16 protein-coding genes are annotated in these 23,085 nt (G+C 49.0%); 8 read left to right on the forward strand and 8 right to left on the reverse strand.

The features are described from left to right. Nucleotides 1-360: GDSL-type esterase/lipase family protein (locus B3Z75_RS12860; protein ID WP_294072428.1), on the forward strand; the 360-nt coding region annotated here is incomplete at its 5' end. 23 nt (nucleotides 361-383) lie between these two features. On the opposite strand, the gene B3Z75_RS12865 is transcribed toward B3Z75_RS12860, so the two are convergent. The 7 genes from B3Z75_RS12865 to rhaB all read right to left on the reverse strand — a co-directional run bounded on the left by B3Z75_RS12865 (nucleotide 384) and on the right by rhaB (nucleotide 9,445). After that, on the reverse strand, nucleotides 384-512 hold the full coding sequence (locus tag B3Z75_RS12865) for a hypothetical protein (protein WP_294072431.1): 129 nt from the start codon (nucleotides 510-512) through the stop codon (nucleotides 384-386). A 50-nt stretch (nucleotides 513-562) separates the two neighbouring features. Continuing rightward, nucleotides 563-1,837 carry a fimbrillin family protein gene (locus B3Z75_RS12870; protein WP_294072434.1) on the reverse strand — a complete coding sequence of 425 codons (1,275 nt, stop codon included), beginning with the start codon at nucleotides 1,835-1,837 and terminating at the stop codon, nucleotides 563-565. 358 nt (nucleotides 1,838-2,195) lie between these two features. Then, nucleotides 2,196-4,475: a family 78 glycoside hydrolase catalytic domain gene (locus B3Z75_RS12875; RefSeq protein WP_294072438.1), complete on the reverse strand. Its 2,280-nt coding sequence runs from the start codon at nucleotides 4,473-4,475 to the stop codon at nucleotides 2,196-2,198. A gap of 94 nt (nucleotides 4,476-4,569) precedes the next feature. Further along, the gene (locus B3Z75_RS12880) at nucleotides 4,570-5,463 is read right to left on the reverse strand and encodes an AraC family transcriptional regulator (RefSeq protein ID WP_294072441.1); all 894 of its coding nucleotides are present in this window, start codon (nucleotides 5,461-5,463) and stop codon (nucleotides 4,570-4,572) included. Nucleotides 5,464-5,625: 162 nt separating this feature from the next. Continuing rightward, entirely contained in the window at nucleotides 5,626-6,654 is a 1,029-nt protein-coding gene (rhaT, locus tag B3Z75_RS12885; protein ID WP_294072444.1) for an L-rhamnose/proton symporter RhaT, read from the reverse strand. Nucleotides 6,655-6,657: 3 nt separating this feature from the next. Continuing rightward, complete coding sequence (locus B3Z75_RS12890; protein WP_294072447.1) at nucleotides 6,658-7,923, reverse strand: L-rhamnose isomerase; 1,266 nt, start codon at nucleotides 7,921-7,923, stop codon at nucleotides 6,658-6,660. Nucleotides 7,924-7,957: 34 nt separating this feature from the next. After that, entirely contained in the window at nucleotides 7,958-9,445 is a 1,488-nt protein-coding gene (gene rhaB / locus B3Z75_RS12895; RefSeq protein ID WP_294072450.1) for a rhamnulokinase, read from the reverse strand. 377 nt (nucleotides 9,446-9,822) lie between these two features. On the opposite strand from rhaB, the gene B3Z75_RS12900 reads away from it, so the two are divergent. The 7 genes from B3Z75_RS12900 (at nucleotide 9,823) to B3Z75_RS12930 (ending at nucleotide 21,049) form a co-directional block, all read left to right on the forward strand. After that, the gene (locus tag B3Z75_RS12900) at nucleotides 9,823-11,217 is read left to right on the forward strand and encodes a dihydrolipoamide acetyltransferase family protein (RefSeq protein WP_294072453.1); all 1,395 of its coding nucleotides are present in this window, start codon (nucleotides 9,823-9,825) and stop codon (nucleotides 11,215-11,217) included. 3 nt (nucleotides 11,218-11,220) lie between these two features. Next, the gene (lpdA, locus tag B3Z75_RS12905) at nucleotides 11,221-12,609 is read left to right on the forward strand and encodes a dihydrolipoyl dehydrogenase (RefSeq protein ID WP_294072456.1); all 1,389 of its coding nucleotides are present in this window, start codon (nucleotides 11,221-11,223) and stop codon (nucleotides 12,607-12,609) included. 151 nt (nucleotides 12,610-12,760) lie between these two features. Further along, complete coding sequence (locus B3Z75_RS12910) at nucleotides 12,761-15,220, forward strand: alpha-ketoacid dehydrogenase subunit alpha/beta (RefSeq protein ID WP_294072459.1); 2,460 nt, start codon at nucleotides 12,761-12,763, stop codon at nucleotides 15,218-15,220. Nucleotides 15,221-15,240: 20 nt separating this feature from the next. Beyond that, nucleotides 15,241-16,416: a PHP domain-containing protein gene (locus B3Z75_RS12915; protein WP_294072461.1), complete on the forward strand. Its 1,176-nt coding sequence runs from the start codon at nucleotides 15,241-15,243 to the stop codon at nucleotides 16,414-16,416. A gap of 10 nt (nucleotides 16,417-16,426) precedes the next feature. After that, complete coding sequence (locus B3Z75_RS12920; protein WP_294072464.1) at nucleotides 16,427-18,388, forward strand: SDR family NAD(P)-dependent oxidoreductase; 1,962 nt, start codon at nucleotides 16,427-16,429, stop codon at nucleotides 18,386-18,388. A gap of 13 nt (nucleotides 18,389-18,401) precedes the next feature. Continuing rightward, nucleotides 18,402-19,682 carry a zinc-binding dehydrogenase gene (locus B3Z75_RS12925; protein ID WP_294072467.1) on the forward strand — a complete coding sequence of 427 codons (1,281 nt, stop codon included), beginning with the start codon at nucleotides 18,402-18,404 and terminating at the stop codon, nucleotides 19,680-19,682. Between the two features lie 68 nt (nucleotides 19,683-19,750). Then, nucleotides 19,751-21,049 carry a class II aldolase/adducin family protein gene (locus B3Z75_RS12930; RefSeq protein WP_294072470.1) on the forward strand — a complete coding sequence of 433 codons (1,299 nt, stop codon included), beginning with the start codon at nucleotides 19,751-19,753 and terminating at the stop codon, nucleotides 21,047-21,049. 30 nt (nucleotides 21,050-21,079) lie between these two features. Here the strand turns inward: B3Z75_RS12930 and B3Z75_RS12935 are convergent, their stop codons facing one another. Then, entirely contained in the window at nucleotides 21,080-23,017 is a 1,938-nt protein-coding gene (locus B3Z75_RS12935; RefSeq protein ID WP_294072473.1) for a sialate O-acetylesterase, read from the reverse strand. Nucleotides 23,018-23,085: the final 68 nt, after the last annotated feature.

Here is a 23,085-nt window from a genome sequence, read left to right on the forward strand (position 1 = left end):
GGCCCCTCCACCCTGGAGATGATCGAGGACAACATACACTCTATGGCCGAGCTGGCACAGGCGCACGGCATACAGGTGGTGCTCTGCTCGGTTCTGCCTGCATATGACTACCCCTGGCGTACCGGGTTAGAGCCTGCTCCCAAAATTGTGGAGTTGAACAAACGGTTAAAACAATACGCCGATACGCACGAAGCAGTCTATTGCGATTTCTTTTCCGCCATGGCCGATGAACGTAACGGCTTACCCCAAGAACTCTCCGGTGATGGCGTACATCCCAATAAAGCGGGCTATGCCATCATGGCGCCCATCGTTGAAAATGCCATCGCCCGGGCTCTTCTGATGTGGGAAGAGTTTAAATAAGAGGTCGCACGCGGGAGAGCCGGTCATTTTTTTATTTTTCTGGGCTTGCAGGCATATTTTTCCTTCTTCACCGTGGCATCGCACTTCTTACAGACAAACTTCGCTTCGTCTTTAACGATCAGGTCTTTGTCCTTGCAGGCTGTTTTGCTCATTTGTGTTGGTTTATCAGAAAACAGCCGCAAGGGTCATTTTGTTTACACTTTTAGTCTATAAACTGGTATTCTTTGGTTTCTCTCAAGCCGGGAACAGAATAGTAAGCTGCCAGGTCTCCCTTGATAAATACGAGCCTGTTGAGGTTCGCGGGATTATCCGCAATGTTCAAGGCGTTCTTCAACCCGGCAAGGGTTATATTCACAGGGATCATATTACTCACCACGGTCTCGTTCATGTTGTCTGACAATGCGATATTGGTTCTGACCTGCCCGGTGGTATCCGTGACAAACTTGTTGATGGAGCCGTCAAAGGCCCCTACAATGTAGCCTTTCACCCAAACGCCTGTCTTTCCCTGAGCCTCCATTGCCTGCAATACGGTATAGGGATGGCTTTTTGAGCCTTTGATTGCCGGGGGTGAGTTTTCGGTGCGGTTAGCTGTGACCGATTCGGAAGGTGGTGTGATCCAGGGAATGATGCTCTCTGGTTCAATATGGGCTTTCTCCTCTTCTGTATAGAGCGTAATATTCAGGTTGTACAGTGTGGAAGATGCCAGAGGGTTCATCGTTAAAGCCTCCGGCAGAGATGATTGATATACCTGTTTGTTTTCACCTATTACAAACCACAATTGACTGTCTGACAAGTCTGTTCCGGGTAGCACGGTCGCTTCTGCCAAGGTTCCCTCTCTGTTGATGTTAAATACTATGTCTTCCGTACCGGTTGAGGTGGTAAGGGAGCCATCCACCAGGTTGAAAGTTGCCTTGGTGGGAACTTTGGCGAGGATGACCGAGAGATCGCTCAGATCCATATTCCGGTAATGTGCGATCTGCAAAACAATTTTTGACAACCTGTGTGAGAATTTCATTCTTACATTGGGATTGGTCATGTTTCTGGCTGTGACGTTACTGGAATACATGAAGTCGAGAGCAGCCTGATTCGATTGAACCGTAAGATCGATGGGATAGATAAAGTTGGTAATATCCTCCCTATAGGGGTAGTACCCGATAAAATCTACATTTTCGCCATTGAAGGGAAGGTAGATTGCCTTCGATTCATTTTGGGGTTGAAAGGTACCCGATTCATCATACACATAATTTACATTATTCGCCAGAGCAGATGGGCTGAGTGGAAAACCTGATCTTGTCATGTACACGCCAATGACATCGCCTTTTTCCCAGGTAGAACCGGAAAGGCGGGTCTTCACTTTTTCAATCTCTGCAGTCAGTCTGATGCTTTTACTTGCCCGGACAGGGTCGATGGTCTCTCCTTCGCACGCCGACAGGATGAACCCAATCAGCGGCAAAATGAATAAATAACGATTCATCATGCTAATAATTTGAGGTTTAAAAAAATGTAATTCTTATCGTTACGCGATGTCGATTGTTCCCGCTTTACACGTTTAGGCTCTTTTATCAGAAAATTACGCGGTATAACAAGTTAACGGTAAAGGAAAACGTCCAGCTACCTAACACAGACATTTTTCTGTATGCGCCTTGCATGCAAATCCTTCGCATATTACGATGGATACTAAAGGATCTTCAATATTAAATCAGGTTGATCAACTAGTAAGAAAATACGCTAAAAAAGTAGATCAGTGCAAATTTTGATAACATATGTTTAACAAACAAACTATTTAATATAAAAATATACAAAATGGGCCGATATTTTGTCAATGTATAAAGCTACTATCGTTCCACAGTAAAAGACCATTTCCCTGAACCGATCCCTTCAATGACCGAAAAATTCCCTTCCCGTCTGTATTTTGTAGAATGATTGTTTTTTTGTATAGACTGATCGCTGGAATAAAACGGGAGATAAACATCAGCGGTGGTGTTGGCCGGAATATTCATCTCAAGCCGGAATGATTGATTCGGAACATTCGTAAAGCTTACCCATATGTCGCCCCGGAGAGTAGGGTGTTTTATTTCTGCAAACTCCAGCGTGGCGGGCTGAGGTTTGATCCGGATCTTCCTGAATCCCGGCTCCAGTGGTTCAATGCCCATCAGTTTCCGGGGAATGATATTAGCCGGTGCGGCACCCCAGGCATGGTTCCAGTCCTGGTTGGGCTTATATTTGTTATCCCAGGCTTCTGTCGTGATTGTAGAGCCGCTGCGGATCATGTTGTACCAGCTTCTTTCGCCGGTGGATGTCAGCAGCTCCAGCCCGTATTCTGCCTCGTGCGCGTCATAGATTCCGTCGAGCAGGAATTGCGAACCATACACACTGCAAGCCATCCCCCGTGAGCGGATAAATTCCGACACGCTGCGGATCTTCTTTTCGGGCACCAGTCCGAACGCAAGTGGAAACATGTTCGCATGAAGTGACGCGTGATCTGTTCCGATGCCATCCAGATAGACACCTCTCTTTTCATCAAAAAGACCTGCATTGAAGGATTTTTTTAACAGGGCAGCCTGCTCCTGGTAAAACTTCCGATCGTCCGCTTTTTCCAACACCTCCGCAATGAGGGCCATCCGTGTCAATGCCCTGTAGTGAAAAGCATTGACAACCGTGTTCACATCGGAAAACACAAAGCCGTCGGTTTCACCTCCCTCTTCCTTTTCCAATCCCAGGATGCCGGTATGGGGCCAGTCGACAATGTCCCGCAGTTCTCCTCTGAAATGAATCGACTCCAACACTGTGGGTGTCACCTTCCCGGTCCGTGTGCTGATGAAGCCCTTCTGGTCTGCGAGCATGGTCAGTGTCTTGGCTTTGAGGTCTTCATAAAAATGCTCCATGGATTGTTTATTTCCGGTATACATATAATCCTCCCATGCCATCAGTACCGATTGCAATATCCACTCTGTGGGCCATGTGGGCTTGTGAATAAGGTATTCGTGGGTGTATCGTGCCATGCTGTAGTCGCGCGCTACACCATAATGCGACAGTTGGTTAATTACCGCATCCGCTTCGTAAGGGATTCTTTCCCGGTCCCCGTCGACATACACCCCCAGAAATGAAGTGGCTTTGATGGAGTATTTGCTGATCTCCCATACTTGGTTCAGCACCGTGTCGGAACTGTGAAAATAGGAGTCGTGCTCATTAAAGGGGTAAAAAGCCGTTTCCCTCACCACCTCTTTTTCCTGCAGGGGATGATGGTAGTTTTCGATCTCGCAGTAACGAAAGGGAGTGACCTCGCCTATGTATTCGGGTATCAACACTGCCTGGGGGCCGGTATTTCGTTTGTCGGGACGTATTGCAATCACATAGGTATTCCACCCTTGCCGGAGCTTCACCCTATAGTGCGAATAGCGGATGCTGCCACCCGGAGAGCGGTCGATCCTGCCGTTTTTCATCGCCTCTCCCAAATGAATGTCTACGCTGTCCGTGCCGGTTGTGGAGTATAGGTTGAGGCGTACCCTTCCGAAAGAAGCCTTCCCGAAATCTGTAAAATAGGTATTTTCATGTACCTTTTGGATCCGGACCGGATACTCGTCCTGTTTTTGAATGGGATGCCTGTCCGTTGCGTAGTCAACAATCCTGTCGGCCATCCTGAAACGTGCAGTTTTCGAAAAATCGGATTCCTGGCCATGATTATCCCACGTCTTCACTTTCCAGAAACAGACAGTTCCGGGCTGGAGTTGTTTACCGCTATAGGCAATATGAAGCGATTGATCGCTGCTTATCTTGCCCGTATCCCACAGATCGGCAGAGTCTCGTGCCAGTAATTCCCTACGTGAGGCCACCAGAATCCGGTAGGCTGTTTGTTTGGTGTTGGCCGAGCCGGAGGGTAACATCCATCCAAAGACAGGGTGGGCCGTGGATATATCGGTAAACTGCCAGTTTTCCCGGCAGTTCACTGTCTCTTCCAGGAGGGTGTTCACGGGATACCCGTTTAAAAATACCTGCTCTGTGTTTGGAAGGGTGTTCACCGTCAGTCCGCCCGGTGAAAAAACTTCCTGTGCTGCAGCCAGACAGCTGCTGGCAAGCAGGTACATGATAAATGACATCATATGTTTTGGAAACATTTTTTTATTCGATGTTTTATCTGTTGTTCTTCTGATGAAAATTTTCCAATTCGTCCAGATCATCTTTGTGCGAGGTCCATCCTCACATTGCTTGTTACACCCTTCCCAGATTTCTGTATTCCAGAGGGGTAAGCCCGACTCTTTTTTTGAAAAACGATAGAAAATACTCGTAGGAGCTAAAGTTGAGCTCGTAGGCGATCTCCTTGATGGAGTGGTTGGTTTCTGCCAGCAGCTCTTTTGCCGTGCGGAGTTTTAATTCCTGGAAATATTGCGCCGGCGCATATCCCGTATATTCTTTAAAGACCCTTCTGAATAAGGAGTAGCTGATGCCCAGGTTTGTAGCAATGCCTTTGATGTCGATATTTTTGTTGACGTTTTCGATCATGATGATTTTAGCACGTTCAATTTTCTGAGCCGATTCTCTCGATTCGAAGTTGATGTTTTGTGCCAGTGACAAGATAGCGCCCAAAATATTAAATACAATTCCTGCCAGGTACTGTTGTGTGGCTCCCTTGTCTTCTTTGGCAACTCGGATGGCAGTAGAGAACAGGTTAACAAGATCTTCGTTCACTCCCACATTGAGCACCTGGTTGTTGGGGGAAATAAACCCATTGCCCACAATAGAGTCGATGATCGCTCCTTCAAAGCCGATATAATATTCGTTCCATCCGGTTTCTTTTAGAGGGCAGTACGTGTGCCACTGCCCCGGAAAAAGAAGCATTACCTGCCCCTTGGATATGCTTGTTTTCCTGGTAGAGGATGAAGAGAAATAGCCTTTGCCCTTGCTGATGTATACGATCTGATACTCCGATAAGATACGTCCCTTGCCGGGTTTGAAATAGTAGTTCTTGGGATGTTCGGTTGAAGGATACAAGGTATGTGGGGCAATAGGTTGAAAACCTACTGTGTTGACAGTCAGTCCGAATTTTTCATCTTTGTCATTGACCAGTAGGTATTTAAAGTCAATGCCGAAATCATTGTATCTCATGTTTTCTGTTTTAGATTGGCATGTTTTGTTGTTTTTGAACGTGTAAATATACAAATAATATCACAACAAAGCACAAGGCGGGCCAGGTTCACTGCAGAACTGGACGCCGCTTTGTGCCGGTATCGTATTACGGAGTATGAATTCGTACTTTATACGATATTTTTAAAATAGATTGGGTATCACCAAAGAGATAATCAGCACAGCCATGCCCAAGGCCAGGTAGGTAACGGCATTTTTTCCGGCACCTTTCCACTCTTTCAGGATGATCCCCCACACATTGCTGAATACAACATTGAGAGACATGAGGATGCTCCAGGAGAAGGCCATCATGACGCTGTCCGGTTCAAAGAAACTCTGCCCCATCCCCAGTCCGAAAAATTGAGAGTACCACAAGAGCCCTGCCAGCGCACAGAATAAAATATTGTTGGTCAGCACCGCTTTTGAGGAGCGTTTGATTTCTCCGCCTGTTTTATTTTTTCTGTTCATGTAAAGGCAGTAAGCCAGGTTTGTGAGGAACCCCCCCACAGTTACCAACAGGGTAACCGGATTCTGGGCGAACAGATCTTTTGCTCCCGCCGCTATGGCAGCTTCTTTTACCGGTATTCCCGCACTCAGTCCCAGACTGAAGCAGGCGCTCATTACACCGGATAGCAAGGCGATAAGCAACCCTTTTTTTAGTGCAAAATCCTTGATGGCTTTTCGTCGTTCTTCTTCCGGCATGTTTTTGGATCTCAGGCTTCCGGCATAGCCTACCAGGGCAATCCCTGCCAGGGTGACGGCAACAGCCAGCAACAGGATCAGTCCCTTTGGCGAGAAAAGGTTGGTGCCGGTCAGTATGGCCGGTATAAGCGTCCCGAATGCGGCGCAGGTGCCCAATGCGACCGACTGCCCCAGGGCAATCCCCAGATAACGCATGCTGAGCCCGAAAGTGAGTCCCCCGATACCCCATAGCACACCGTAACCAATGGCTTGCCATGTGGCAGAAGGATGGATGGTGTAGATCCCAATCAATTCTGCCGGGGAGTTGGAGATGAAAGCGCCCAGCAAAGGAAAGACAAGCCATGCGAAAACCCCCTGGGTCAGCCAGAAGTTTTCCCACGACCATTCCCTGATCTTATTGATGGGGACGTATGAGCTTGATTGGCCCATACTTCCCACAGCAATGATTAATAAACCGATAATGGCATTCATTGTTTACACTCTTTTGGAGGTTATCTGTCCTTCGTAATCCTGGATCTCCCTGATATATGCATCTCCCACAGGTACCCCCTGCTGCAGACAGTAATAGCTGTAGAGGGCATTCCACGGCATTGCTTTCAACTCTTCCAGATAAGCCATCCGCTCGAATTTCTTGTCCTGTTTCTCAAAGTCCCTCAGCCTGCCCGTCGGTTCCAGCAAAGCCTGCAACATGGCTTTCTGTGCGGAACGGATACCCACCACGTATGCACCGATGCGGTTTATGGAAGCGTCGAAATAGTCCAGACCCATATGTACACGGTCCATCTGGCCCGAGCGGACAATCTCCTGTGTAATAGCCAGCAGTTCGTCGTTCAAAATAACCACATGATCACTGTCCCATCGTTCGGGGCGGCTTACATGCAAGGTGATCTCGGGAACAAACAACAGGATGGAGGAAAGTTTGTCGGAGATGGTTTCTGTAGGATGGAAGTGACCTGCATCCAGTGTTAGAAGCATGTTGTTCTTAACGGTATATCCCATATAGAACTCGTGCGATCCGACCACGTAGCTTTCGCTGCCAATGCCAAAGAGTTTGCATTCGATGGTATCCTTCAGGTAGTTGGTGCTTATTTTTTCTGCCAACACTTCATCAAGAGATTCCTGCAGCAGTTTTCTGTGCTCGTAGCGGGAAACCGTCTTGTCTTTTTCTCCGTCAGGAATCCATATATTATGAATACAGGGATCTCCTTGCTGGCGTCCTATCTCTGCCGCAATTTCTCGACATCGGCGGAGATGCTCTTTCCAGAATTTCCGGATCTCCGGATCAAAATCGGAAAGGGTGTACCCACTGTTTGCCTTCTCGTGCGAAAAAAAGGTGGAATTAAAGTCGAGTTTCACTCCCTTCTCTTTTGCCCAGTCAATCCAGCTCTGAAAATGGCGGGGTTCAATTTTGTCACGGTCCACAAATTCACCGCCGAAATCGCCGTAAGTGGCATGCAGACTTATCCGGTGTTTTCCGGGTATAAGATCAATCACCTTTTCCAGGTCGGCCTTTAGCTCGTTAATGGTACGGGCTTTTCCCGGATAATTGCCGGTAGCCTGGATACCTCCTGTTAGTTCCCCGTCGGGATTTTCGAAACCCGACACGTCGTCGGCCTGCCAGCAATGAATCGAAATGGAGAGTTTATCCAATTGCTCAATTGCCCTTGTAGCGTCTATACCCAGTGCAGCATACTGCTCCTTTGCTTCTTCAAATGCTCTTTTGATCTGTTCTTCGTTCATATGTATATGTTTTTGTAATGGTTTGCGGTAATGGTTATTGGATCTCCCGGTATACATTAAGATACCGCGGATAGTGACCTTGCCAACCGGAGGTCTCCGATGGCGTAAAGATTTCCAGTTCCACCGAGTTGCGTACCAGGTGTCGCATTTTATCTTTTTCGGTAACCAGTCCGGCTGCCTTGGCCTGCATTAACAGATTTCCGAAGGCGGTAGCCTCCGACGGCCCTGCTACAACGGGGAGGCCAATGGCATTGGCCGTAAAGGTATTCAGCATGTTGTTTTTGGATCCTCCGCCAATAATGTGTAGCTTTTCTATGGGGAAGTTGGCCAGTTCCTGTAAGTTTTGCAATACCTGTTTATACCGAAAGGCCAGGCTCTCGTATATACAGCGCGCAATCTCGCCGATGGTACACGGAACAGGCTGTCCTGTCTGACGGCAATAGTTCTGTATTGCCTCAATCATGGAAGCAGGGCTCGCAAAACAAGATGCGTCCGGATTGATGAAACTTTGAAAAGGAGAGGCCTGTTCAGCAGCCTTCACGATCTCTTCATACGTTACCGGATTTTTCTTCTCCCATTCTTTTTTGCATTGCTCAATCAGCCACATGCCGCAAATATTCTTCAAAAGGCGGATGGAGCCGTCGGCACCACCTTCATTGGTGAAATTGAGAGCAAAAGTATTATCATTGATAACGGGTTCGCCGGACTCAATCCCCATCAACGACCAGGTGCCGGAACTTAAATAGGCAAAATGGGCGCTGTCCGCGGGCACCGCCAGTACAGCGGAAGCGGTGTCGTGTCCTGCCACCGCGATCACTGAAATATCCTCCTGGCCTGTCTGATGCTGCACAGAGGGAGATATCTTTCCAATGGTTGTTCCGGAAAGGACAATGGGGGCAAACTTCTCTTTCGACAGGCGGATGGCATCGAGCAATTCAGGCTCGAAATCTTTGGTGTAGGGGTTGATCATCTGAGAGGTGGATGCGATGGTGTATTCCGTGACCATCCTGCCGGTCAGCAGGTACGAAAGAGCATCCGGCATAAACAGAATCTTATCAATAAGAGGGTAGATGGAGGAGTTCTTTTCGAGCAGCGTATCCAGCTGGAACAATGAATTGAAGTTCATAATTTGAATGCCTGTTTTCTCGTATACCTTTTCTTTTGGTACTTTGGAGAAAAAACGCTCCGGTGCACCCTGTGTATGGGAGTCACGATAACTATAGGGCATCCGGAGAGGTTCTCCGTCTGTCCCAAAACAGACAAAATCTACTCCCCAGGTGTCAATGCCTATAGAAACTAGATTGTGACCGCGGACCTTTGTTTCCCGCAGCGAAGCTAAAATTTGGTTGTACAGATATAGCAAGTTCCAATACAAACGTCCGTTCACTTCCACCATGGGATTGGGAAAACGGAGAATTTCCTTCAACTCCAGACGGTCATTCTGAACTGTTCCCAGCATGGCCCTGCCGCTGCTTGCTCCTAAATCGATAGCCAAAAAAGAGATTAAATTGCCTTCACTCATGATGAGGTTAAATTATTTTTTATAGTTTTTTTGCAAACATACAGTTTAAATCAAGTTTCGTCAATGAAATAAATGATTTAATAACTATACTTTTTGATATTGTTTGCAAAAATAATCACAAACCATTATTCTCCCAAACGCGTTAGAAGAAGATGTCAAATAACACAGCTAAAATATCAATTATTAAAATGGTATCCGATGCAAATTAAATACATTTGTACATTTCATTGATGGTAATGAAAGAAATCTGTTGAACGATGTTGTTACAAGAATCAAGTATTGTTGCTATTTTTTTGGAATTTTTATGGAATAAAATTATCTTTGTATCAGCATAGTTCAGCACAGTATCTTAGTTTAAATGCTTAAATCAATCATAAATGGCAATTGCAGTAATCATGCCCAAGCAGGGGCAGTCGGTCGAGAGTTGTATTATTACAACATTAAATAAGAAAGAAGGCGATACCGTGAAAAAAGGGGAAGTATTGTTTTCCTACGAAACGGATAAGGCTTCCTTTGAGGAAGAGTCGCCGGTAGACGGGACAGTGTTGGCTTGTTTTTATGGTGAAGGGGATGAGGTGCCTGTGTTGCAAAACATGATGATCGTCGGCGAGCCCGGAGAGGATATTGCCTCGTTGCTGGCCGACATCGAAGGAATGGCACCGGGAGGTAACTCTGGTGAAACGGGCGCCAGCGTTGCTCCTGACGCCATGCAAACAGACAGGCAGACAGACAGCTTGTTGGAGAAAGCTGCTTCCTCTACCCATGTCGACAAAGCTTTGTATGGCATGCAGCAGCAGTCTGGAGATTCCGAAAACCGGTTTGTTTCTCCACGGGCAAAAAAAATAGCCGAAAAAAATGCAGTACCGGTCTCTCAGCTTGTCGGCAGCGGCCCTAAGGGGCGTGTCGTTGAAAAGGATGTTCAGGCCTATTTGGAAAATCGCCCCAGAATGACGCCGCTGGCAAAGAAGGTTGCTGTTCAGGGTGGTGTCCAGCCGCAGGCTCCCGGAACAGGCCTTGCGGGTACAGCCCGTGCAGCCGACCTCACTGCCCCCGTGAATGCTATATATGGCGTGGATTATGAAGACAGAAAAATATCCAACATTCGTAAACTGATTGCCAGGTCGATGCATGCCTCGCTGCAGAATTCGGCACAGCTCACCCACCATCTGGGAGCCGATGCCCGGCGTATTCTTGAACTTCGGAAGAAGGTGAAAACAGCCCTGGAAGAAGGGAAGCTTTCCGTGAACATCACGTTGAACGATATGGTTTGCTTTGCAGTGGTCAGAGCGCTGAAAAAATACCCCGAAGTAAACACCCATTTCCTGGGAGATGCCAAACGATATTTTCACAAAGTACATCTTGGGCTTGCTGTGGATACGGAGCGCGGGTTAATGGTTCCCGTATTGCGCAATGCTGATGACCTTTCTATTACCGGTCTCTCCGGCCAGCTTAAAGAGATTGCAGCTGCCTGCCGTGCCGGCAGCGTGAACCCCGACATGCTCGCGGCGGAGGCCGGCACATTCACCGTGTCGAATCTGGGAAATTATGGGGTGGAGATGTTCACACCCGTGATAAACCTGCCACAGTCGGCCATCCTCGGAGTGAATACGATCGTACCCCGTCCGAAGGATCTGGGTGATGGCGTGTATGCTTTTGTGCCTTACATCGGGTTGAGCCTTACCTACGACCATCGTTCCCTGGATGGTGGCGAGGCTACCCGCTTTTTAAAACAAATTGCGATAGAGATTGAAACATTAGAATTAGATATTTAGAATATGTACGATTTACTCATTATCGGTGGCGGCCCTGCGGGGTATGTGGCGGCGGAGAGAGCCGGACACGAAGGATTGAAAGTAGTGCTTTTTGAAAAAAAAGCGATGGGTGGCGTATGCCTGAATGAAGGATGCATTCCCACGAAAACACTGCTTTACAGTGCCAAGATGTATGAAAACACTTTGCATGGTGAGAAATACGGTGTTTATTGTGAAAACGCCCGTTTCGATTATGAGAAAATAATCTCCCGTAAAAAGAAAGTGGTTCGTAAATTGGTAGCCGGTGTGGAGAACAGTATGAAGTTGAACCATGTCACTGTGGTGAAAGAGGAAGCCTATATCAAGGGGCGCACGGCAGAAGGCATTGAGGTGACCTGCAACGGAGAAAAATATGTTGGCAGGAATCTGCTCATCTGTACAGGATCAGAAGCATCGGTGCCGCCCATTCCGGGTTTACAGGAAGCCGGAAACGTAATTTTAACCAACCGGGAGATCCTGGAAATGGAAGAGCGCCCTGAATCGCTGGTTGTCATTGGGGGGGGGGTGATTGGAATGGAGTTTGCCAGCTTCTATAATAGCCTGGGAACAAAAGTGACTGTCGTGGAGATGCTTCCCGAGATCCTTGGTGGCCTCGATTTCGAAATATCGGCCATGTTGCGCGATGTTTACAGAAAGAAAGGAATTGATTTTCATCTGAATGCCAAAGTGGTACAAGTGGAAGGCAACAAGGTTGTCTTCGAAAAAGAGGGGAAAACCCATGCCGTGGAAGGCGAAAAAGTTCTGTTGAGTGTGGGCCGCCGACCGGTTACGCAGGGATTCGGATTGGAAAACCTGCAGGTGGAGCTGCTGCGCAGCGGCATCAAGGTGGATGAAAAGATGCGTACCAATGTTCCGGGTGTGTTTGCTGCGGGTGATGTGACCGGTTTCTCGCTGCTTGCCCACACAGCAAGCCGCGAGGGAGAAGTGGTGGTCAACAACCTGACCGGCAGGAATGACATCATGCGCTATCATGCCATTCCCGGTGTGGTCTACACCAATCCGGAAGTGGCCGGCGTGGGAGAAACGGAAGAATCTGCCAGAGCAAAGGGTATTGCTTACAAGGTATCCAGGCTGCCCATGGCCTTTGCGGGCCGTTTCGTGGCCGAGAATGAGGGAGCCAACGGACTCTGTAAAATATTGGTGGGTGAAAAACATGGCGAAGTTCTTGGTGTGCACATGTTGGGTAATCCCTCCAGCGAAATAATCTATGGAGCATGCATGGCCATTGAACAGGAGATGACCCTCAAAGAGATGCAGGAGGTAGTCTTTCCACATCCCACCGTGAGTGAGATAATCAAGGAGGTGGTTTTTAGTTTTGCCCCATCAACGACACAATTACGAAATGATAACTAGATAGCTTCTCTCTGACAGCTTATCATTTTACACGTAATCTTTGCCGGTCAGCTTCTCAAAAATTAGCTGATGACTTTATAAACAACCTTTAATTTGAGCATAATTGGTCAAAATCAATTAAGCCAGAATAAATCAGTAAATCAATATAAAAATGCCAAAAGTTCAAAACATCGATCCGTCTGAAGTCCGTAAGCCGGGGTTTGTGGAGTTTCAGCCCATCCCGGTCAATCAGTATCAAAAGAGCGTGAAAGAAGAAAAAGAAAATTTCACCGACGAGGAATTCAAAGCCATCTATCATGACATGGTGTTGATCCGTGAATTCGAAACCATGTTGAATCTGATCAAAACCAAGGGGGAGTATAACGGTACGCCCTACAATCATCCGGGGCCGGCACACCTTTCCATAGGGCAGGAGTCGGCAGCGGTGGGCATGGCCTGGACGCTGACAGTGGATGATTTTATTTTCGGAAGCCATCGTTCGCACGGGGAGATCCTGGCCAAAGGTATGTCGGCTATCCACAAGCTGGACGACGCACAACTTACAGAGATCATGAAGACCTTCTTCGACGGGGTGGTCTATGATATTGTAAAAAAAGATTTTAACGGATCAGTCAAAGAACTCGCAAAACGATTTCTGGTGTACGGTACACTGGCCGAGATCTTTGCCCGTAAGACCGGATTTAACAGAGGACTGGGGGGGTCGATGCATGCCTTTTTTACCCCCTTCGGTGTCTATCCCAACAATGCTATCGTGGGCGGGTCGGGCGATATTGCTGTGGGAGCAGCCCTTTACAAAAAGGTAAATCGCAAGCCGGGACTGGTAGTGGCCAATATTGGCGATGCGTCCATGGCGTGCGGCCCGGTATGGGAGGGAATCAGTTTTGCCGCAATGGATCAGTTTGCGGAACTCTGGGAAGGAGAGATGCAGGGTGGCCTCCCGGTGATCATCAACATCATGAACAATCAGTACGGCATGGGCGGCCAGACATGCGGCGAAACCATGGGTTACGGCATCGCAGCCCGCATTGGTGCGGGAGTGAATGCCGATCAGATGCACGCAGAAAGGGTGGATGGTTACAACCCCCTGGCCGTGATCGATGCCTACAAGCGTAAAAGAAAGGTGATTGAGCAAAAACGCGGACCGGTTTTGCTGGATGTACTTACCTACCGCTATAGCGGTCATTCACCCTCCGACGCTTCTTCTTACCGTACCCGAGAAGAGGTGGAGGCATGGGAGGCACAGGATTGTATCCGCACCTACGGCGAGCAGCTGCTGGAGGCAAAGGTGGCATCACAGGCCGATCTCGATCTGATTTCGGATAACATAAGAAAGCTGGTGAACGAGATGTTCCTGCTCTCCATCGACGATGAGGTCTCCCCGCGGATGGACAATGCCGATGTGATTGGCGAGATGATGTTCTCCAACGGATCGGTCGACTCCTTCTCCGACGCAAAACCGGATGTGCTGATGCCCTTGGAGGAGAATCCGCGCGTAAAGAAAATTGCCAACAAGGAACGTTTTGCCTTCGATGCCGAAGGAAAGCCATTTAGCAAGATGAAGCAGTACCAGCTGCGTGACGGCATCTTTGAGGCGATCATCGACCGCTTCTACAAGGATGCCTCGTTGATTGCCTATGGAGAGGAAAACCGCGACTGGGGCGGAGCCTTTGCCGTATACGGCGGTCTGACCGAGGCGTTGCCCTATCACCGGCTCTTCAACTCTCCCATCGCCGAAGCTTCCATTGTGGGGACTGCCATTGGTTACGCCATGTGCGGAGGACGGGTGATTCCGGAGATTATGTACTGCGACTTTATCGGCCGTGCCGGAGATGAGATCTTCAACCAGCTCCCCAAGTGGCAGGCCATGAGTGGTAACGTTCTTAAAATGCCCGTGGTGGTGCGTGTTTCCGTGGGGTCAAAATACGGTGCGCAACACTCACAGGACTGGACCTCGCTGGTGGCACATATACCCGGCATCAAAGTTTGTTTCCCGGTTACCCCATACGATGCCAAAGGGTTGATGAATGCAGCTCTGCAGGGTACCGATCCGGTCATTTTCTTCGAGAGCCAGCGCATTTATGATGTGGGGGAACAATTTCACGAAGGAGGTGTACCCACGGGCTATTACGAGATACCGCTGGGTGAACCCGATGTGAAGAAGGAGGGAAAGGATATCACGTTCCTGACCGTTGGCCATACCCTATACCCCGCGCTGAAAGCAGCAAAAGAGCTCGAAGAGAAATATGGCATGAGCGCCGAGGTGATCGATGCCCGCTCGCTGGTTCCGTTTAATTATGAAAAGGTGATAGCATCGGTAAAGAAAACAGGGAAGATCATTGTGGCCGGAGAAGCTACTACCCGTGGTTCTTTTCTGAACGACCTGGCAGCCAGCATTGGCCAGTTGGCATTCGACTACCTGGATGCGCCGGTATGCGTTCTTGGCTCCCGCAACTGGATCACCCCGGCACACGAGCTGGAGAAAGCTTTCTTTCCGCAGCCGGCTTGGTTCCTGGATATGATTCATGAACGCATTCAACCGTTGAGTGGTTATATACCGGGCCAGAACTTTACCGACGGAGAAATGGTGAAGCGCGCCAAACAAGGAATTTGAAAAACAAATGGACGATACACATGACATCACAATATAATGTAAATGCCCATTTGCATACACCTTTTTCTTTCAGTGCCTTTCGCGATATCGATGAGGCACTGGACAGGGCGGTTGAGGAAGAGGTGAGGGTGGTTGGGATCAACGATTTTTACACCACCGAAGGATATGAAGCATGGGCCGACGGATGTCGTAAACGGAAACTCTACCCACTGTTTGGAATCGAATTTATCAGCCTGAATGCAGATGATCAGCAAGCCGGGTTGCGGGTGAACGATCCCGCCAACCCCGGCCGTACCTACCTAAGCGGAAAAGGAATATCTTATCCGTTTCGTATGTCAGAACCTTATGCAACCCAGCTTTCCGCCGTGCAGGCCGAATCGAACCGACAGGTGGAGGCGATGTGTGCGAAGCTGAATGATCATCTTCGGCGTAAAGAGGCCGGATTTACACTCAATGTGGAACAGATCAAAAAAGAACTGACCCGGGGATCTCTCCGCGAACGTCATCTGGCAAGAGCACTGCGGCTGAAGGTATATGAGGCTTGTGGAAATGAGGAATCTGCAGTACATACGGTTTTGCAAAATCTTTATGATGGAAAAGCTCCAAAATCATCGTGGAAAGATATTGCAGGCGTGGAGAACGAAATTCGTGCCAACCTGCTGAAAGCGGGTGGAGTAGCGTTTGTGCCCGAAGAGGCTGCAGCCTTTCTTCCGATGGAGAGGGTGCAGGAGATGATCATTGTTGCAGGCGGCATTCCCACCTATCCCTTTTTGGCGGACGATGCAAAGGGCAATTATACCGATTTTGAATGCAACCTGGAGCGAGTGGCCGATCAACTTACCGAAAGAGGATTTCACTCTGTCGAATTTATTACCACACGGAATGATGTGAAACTGCTGGAGAAATATGCATCCTATCTCTACGATCAGGGGTTTGTGGTGACGTTCGGCAGCGAACACAATACGCCCGCCATGGAGCCTGTTGAGCTATTTGCCCGGAACAGGACACCACTGACCGACCGGCTGAAGCAGATTAACTACGATGGAGCTTGTGTGCTCGCAGCACATCAGCATGTTGTTTCACAAGGATTGGAAGGATATGTGGACGGAAACGGGAAGGCAGACCGTTCAAGGAGAGAAGAGTTTATGAAGCTGGGAGATGTGTTGATCAAAAGAGAATGTGATACTTACCGGTAAGAAGAATAAGATGAAGGAAATTCAACAACTAATAGAGATATCGCAGCAGTATGGGCGGGATCGTCGTTTTGTGATTGCCGGAGGCGGAAATACCTCCTATAAAAACAGCGAAAAAATATGGGTGAAGGCGAGCGGTTCATCGCTCGCCACAATCACCGAAGAGGGTTTTGCTGTGCTCGACCGTTCCCTGCTTCATCCGATGGCCGAAAAAATATATAGTACTCACGCGGCAGAGCGCGAAGAACAGGTGAAAAATGATCTGGCCGCAGCCACTCTCACCAAGGACAAACGTCCCTCTGTAGAGACTTCGATGCACAATGTGATTGACTATCCCTTTGTGGTTCATCTGCACCCGACAGCCGTGAACGGACTGATGTGTGCGCAGGATGCGGAAGCCTCCTTAAAGAAGCTGTTTGGCGAGAAAACGCTGTTTGTGGAATATACCGATCCGGGATACGTGTTGTTTAAAAAAGTGTATGACAGGATCAAGGAGCACCGGATGGCATACAACGAGGAACCAAAGGTGATCTGGTTGCAGAACCACGGGATTTTTGTCGCTGCCGGCACCATTGGTGAAATACAAACAATCTATTCAGATATTCTTGATACACTTGAAAGATCTGTTTCAGACCGTTTGCTCGTGGGGGAAAGAGAACTTTCCCACAACGTAGGAGAGCTTGTCCCCGCATTGCGGATGATGCTTTCCGGTGACGGATTGAAAACGGTTAGGGTGCGCAACAATGCGTTGATCGGCTACTATTGCGGCAGTGCAGAAAATCAGCAGGATATAGTAAGGCCCTTTACGCCGGATGCGATTGTTTACTGCAAATCAAATTATCTTTTCCTCAACGAAGATACATCTGGAAGTGTGTTGTCGGAGGCACAAAAGGAGATTCCCGCTTTTGTGGATAAATATGGTTATCAGCCCAAGGTGTTGCTGGTCAGAGGAGTCGGGTTGATCGCCGTCGGTGAGCATGCCCGGGAGTGCGACATCATTCTCGATGTGTTCGAAGATGCGATGAAGGTAGCCTGGCTGTCCCGTTCTTTCGGAGGGCCTCACCCGATGACACAGGAACAGATTGGTTTCATTGACAACTGGGAAGTGGAAAATTATCGCCGGCGTGTGGCCGCAGGCGCTTCCAGGGGACGCGCCGACAACAGGATCATCGTCGTTACCGGTGCTGCACAGGGGTTTGGTGAAGGCATTGGGCGTTGTCTCTTGCAGGAAGGAGCCAATATCGTTGTTGCCGACTTGAACGAAGAGGCGGGCAGGGCGACGGCAGCGGATTTCAACCGGATAGCAAAAAATAACCAGGCTATTTTCGTGAAGACGAACGTGGCAGAAATGGCTAGCCTGGAAAATCTTGTGCACGAAACCGTCGCCGCGTTCGGCGGAATCGATTGCTTCATCAGCAATGCCGGTGTACTTCGTGCTGGCGGACTGGAAGAGATGACACCCGGGGACTTCGACTTTGTTACCCGCATCAATTATAATGCCTACTTTTATGGTACAAAGGTGGTTAGCAGGGTGATGAAACTACAAACGAAATATGCTTCCGGGGATTATTTTGCCGATATTATCCAGGTCAATTCCAAATCGGGTCTACAGGGAAGCAAGGCTAATTTTGCTTATGCGGGGGGTAAGTTCGGAGGTATTGGACTGACACAGTCGTTCGCACTGGAACTGGCTCCTTTCCGCATCAAGGTGAATGCCATTTGTCCTGGAAACTTTTACGAAGGGCCTCTTTGGAGCAATCCCGAAAACGGGCTTTTTGTTCAGTACCTGAAAGCAGGGAAAGTGCCTGGCGCCAAAACCGTGGAGGAGGTGAAAGCGTTCTACCTGTCAAAAGTGCCCATGGGCAAAGGGTGCACCCCGGCCGATGTGACCAAAGGAGTGCTCTATCTTATGGAGCAGTGTGGTGAAACGGGACAGGCGCTGCCCATCACAGGCGGTCAGGTAATGTTGAATTAATAAATCAAAACAAATGAAAACAAAAGCAGTAAGACTATACGGTAAGAAAGACCTCCGGCTGGAGGAGTTTGAATTGCCACAGATCAAAGAAAACGAGATCCTGGCCAGAGTAGTTACCGACTCGCTGTGTATGTCCTCCTACAAGGCATCTTCGCAGGGGACCGATCATAAACGTATCCCCGGCGATGTGGCCGAAAACCCCATCATCATCGGTCATGAGTTTGCCGGTGAGCTGCTGGAAGTAGGGGCCAAATGGAGCCATAAATTCAAAGCAGGGGACAAGTTCTCCATTCAACCGGCACTGTACTACGAAAATGGCCCTGTAGGCATCTTGAGTGCTCCGGGATACAGTTACCGCTATATTGGAGGAGATGCTACCTACGTGGTTATCCCCAATGAAGTGATGGAAAAAGATTGCCTGTTGACATATCATGGAGAGGGCTATTATCCTGCTTCACTGGCAGAACCGCTTTCCTGCGTAATCGGCGCCATGCATGCCAACTATCATACAACTCCCGGAAGCTATCGCCACAAGATGGAAATAGTGGATGGCGGGAAGATGGCGATCTTGGCTGGTGTAGGCCCCATGGGGCTTGCCGCCATCAACTATGTACTTCACCGGGAAGACCGCAAGCCCTCCCTGCTGGTGGTCACCGACGTGGATCAGGCCAGACTGGACAGGGCTGCCACAATTTATGGCGTCGATTTAGCCGCATCGCGCGGTATTACATTGCGATATGTCAATACCGGCACCTTGGAGGATCCCGTAAAAGAGCTGAAAGCCATCAGTGGAGGATCCGGCTACGACGATGTCTTCGTCTTCGCTCCCGTGAAGCCGGTAGTGGAACAGGGGGATGCCATACTTGCTTTCGACGGATGCCTGAACTTCTTTGCCGGTCCGGATGATACCGGTTTTAGCGCCATGCTTAATTTTTACAACGTACACTATGCCTATACGCATATTGTAGGCACCAGCGGAGGAAATAACGACGATATGGTGGAGGCACTCGAAATCATGAGCAAGGGGCTTGATCCGGCGGGACTGATCACCCATATCGGCGGACTGAATGCGGTGGCGGCGGCGACCAACAACCTTCCCCAAATACCGGGTGGAAAGAAGCTGATATATACCCATATCGATATGCCGCTGACTCCCATTGCCGATTTTGCAACACTGGGTGAATCCAGCGACCTGTTCCGCGAGCTGGCTCTTATATGCAATAGGAATAAAGGGTTGTGGAGCGTCGAAGCGGAAACATTTCTGCTAAATTATTTTGATAAACATATTTCATAGCCGATTGATAGTGCATCAACAGCCAATTGGTTCTGGTTTCAGGTTCTAGACTCTTAATGCTTAAAAAAATGAAACAATTAGATGTAAACTTAATGCATCCGGTGGAGCAGATCAATGTGATCATCGGACGAATATACAAAAGCGGCATGACCACCACTTCCGGTGGAAATATCTCTATCAGGGATAAAAATGGCGATATCTGGATCACTCCTTCGGGAGTGGATAAAGGTTCCCTAACTGTAAAAGATATCATGCAGGTGAAGAAGGACGGCACCCTCATCGGGCCACACAAACCTTCATCGGAGTTGCCATTTCACAAAGCGATCTATGAGACCCGCCCTGAGCTGACAGCCATTATTCACGCACATCCGCCTGCACTGGTCGCATTCAGCATAGCCGGTATTGTGCCCGACACCAAAATTGTTCCGCAGGCGCACAACATCTGTGGAGATATTGGCTTTGCCCCGTACGGAACACCGGGGAGTGAGGATTTGGGAGAAAAAATTGCCTTTGAATTCAAAGACAAACGCTACAGAGCAGTGATCATGGAGAATCACGGGGTAGTACTGGGTGGTACCGATATGATGGATGCCTACCAGCGATTTGAAACACTGGAGTTCTGTTGCCGCACCATCGTCAATGCCAAACGACTGGGAAATGTGAACTACCTGTCGGACGAACAGGTATCGCAATATGTGCATCATCTGCCGACCAATGTGTCGCATTTCATGGATATCGACCATCCTTCAGAAGAGCGTGCCATCCGTACAGAGATGGTCAACATCATTCGCAGAGCCTGCAATCAGGGTCTGATGATTTCAACCTATGGAACGGTTTCTGTTCGTTGGAAGAACAACGACTTTCTGATTACTCCCAGCAATATTGCCCGTTGGGATATTGTGCCCAGCGACATTGTACAAATCAAAAACGGGATGGCTGAAGCAGGAAAGACCCCCAGTCGCTCCGTAGCACTCCATCAGCGGATATACCAACTCAATCCTCACATCAACTCCATCATTTGTACCCAACCGGTGAACCTGATGGCTCATGCAGTAAGCGGCTCAAAATTTGATGTGCGAACCATCCCCGAAAGCTGGATCTTCCTGCAGGATGTGCCTTCCATCCCCTTTGGGTTGATCTACAACGATGTGGACAGTGTGGCCAACATGTTTCACAAGAACCGGGTGATATTGGTGGAAAACGACAGTGTTTTTATTACCGGAGATAAGCTGCTGAACACGTTCGACTATCTTGAGGTAGCCGAGTTCTCGGCTAACTCGCTGGTGATGGCCGCCTCTATTGGGCCTCTGCAGCCTATCGGCGATGAGGAGATCGAGGACCTGCGCGTGGCATTCAATGTGAAGTGACAGCTTGAAACCACCTGCATGGTGGGACGGTTATTGTGGTTTATCCCATTGGAATGTAGGAAGGGGCAGATTATTTCTGCCCTTTAAATTTGCCCGGGGAGGTGTGTTGCGCCATGCATAGCGCACGCTGACCGGTTTCTCAACTTCCGGGGAGCTGATGTACACTTTGTTCTTGTTCGCTACTGCTTCCGCATTCCGGTAAGTATGTCCATTTTCGGACAGTTCAAAATCATACACATTGCCTTCTTTGTCCCCTGTTATCGGGTCGGAAAATGTCAGGATCACCTGGCTGCCTTTAATCTCGCCGCTTTCCAGTCGGGGTGTTACAGCGACAGGTTGCCCATAAACTTTCTTCCGGATCTCAAGAGATGCCCGTTCTGCCAACTCCTTTTTTCGAAGAGGGTGGATGTCGTTCCATTCTCCCAGTCCCAGTCCCACAACCAGTTCGGCGTTGATGTCGTTCAGAGTGGCTCTGCGCTGAGATTCGCGCAGCGAAACCCAGCCGCTTTCCGAAGGTGTGTTTGTAGGGGCCATGTAGTCTGGTAGTTGGACAATAAAAAAGGGCAGGGATGGCTCCTTCCAGATGTTTCTCCAGTCTTCCATCAGGTCTCCTAGCAGAGATTCGTACTCTTCTGCCCTCCCGGTGTTCGATTCTCCCTGGTACCACAGCACACCCGCGACAGGGAAGTGGCGAAGGGGCCAGATCATGCTGTTGTAGCATGCGGTGGCGATGTTTTGTATACCGATTGCCTGTACCCGCTGTTGTGGCATAAAGGTGCCGTGCCGGAACTTCCACTGCGTTGAAAGCGGTTGTTCATTGCCGTTGTTGTATACGATTTTGTAGGGTTTGTCTTTTATGAAAGCTGCGTTGCTACCACCTATTAGCCGGATGGTGATCACATTTTTTCCTGCTTTGAGGAGTCCCGCTGGTATCCGGTATTTGCGGGGTGGGTATTGGTAACCGGTTGTGCCGATCAGCACGCCGTTCAGGTAGGTGGAGTCGGCATCGACCAGGCATCCTACCCTCAGCAGCGCCTCTTCGCCTGCATGGGCAGGATCCGCTTCTATCTCTTGTCTGAACCAGTAGGAACCGTTGAAGGGGCCGTTTTTCGTGCGTGTCCACGAGCCGTTGTCATATTGGTTGACTGTTTGCCAGTGGCTGTCGTTGTAATCCGGAGCATACCACTTTTCTCGCACCCCGGGATCGAGCCTATACAGTAAGCTGTTCCATGCGCGTCCTGCAACCTGTGCTGCGATGTTTACCTGTGCCACGTATTCGTTGTTTCGTGTCAGCAGCATCTCGTTGTAATAGTGGGGGTACTTTTTAATATACTCCTCTCCGATCCAGGACTGGATGGGAGTACCACCCCAGCTGCTGGCAATCACCCCCTGCGGGATGCCTGTTTTCTCATACAGGTCGTTGCCCAGGAAGTAGGAAATGGCCGAAAAATCGGATACATTCTCCGGAGCCAGTACACGCCACCGGGTATCAGCCAGCGCCTCCTCTGTTCCGGCGATATGGGTGTCGTTGGTTATTTTCAGTAACCTTACTTCATTTCTTTTCAGGGTATCGGTCAATTGCTTATAGAGATCCTCCACCCGGTAGACCGGCAGATCCACGTTCGACTGGCCGGAACAGACCCATACGTCACCGACCATCACATTGTGCAGGACGTGCTCATTTATTTCCAGTATATAGGGGCCTCCGGCTACGGAGGGATCTAAAAGAAGAGACCATTCACCCTGATGACCGGCAACAGTCTGGTAGCTCTTCTGTTTAAACCGGACGGTCACCTTCTCTCCTACATCGGCACTGCCCCAGAGGCGAATGGGCCTGTCACGCTGTATCACCATGTTGTCGGAGAGCAACGGAGGCAGTTTGATTGCTCCGTATGATGCTGTGACAAGAAACAATGCGAGGAGTGTCGGCATGATGCTGCTAACAGAAACTTGTAAAGAAGGTCTCATTGGTGAAAAGGTTTATGATAAAGGATAAGAGAGGCAACGAATCCATTTTCTGAGGTTGAAACGGTATT

This window comes from Proteiniphilum sp. UBA1028 (genome assembly GCF_002316955.1).
Lineage (GTDB): Bacteria > Bacteroidota > Bacteroidia > Bacteroidales > Dysgonomonadaceae > Proteiniphilum.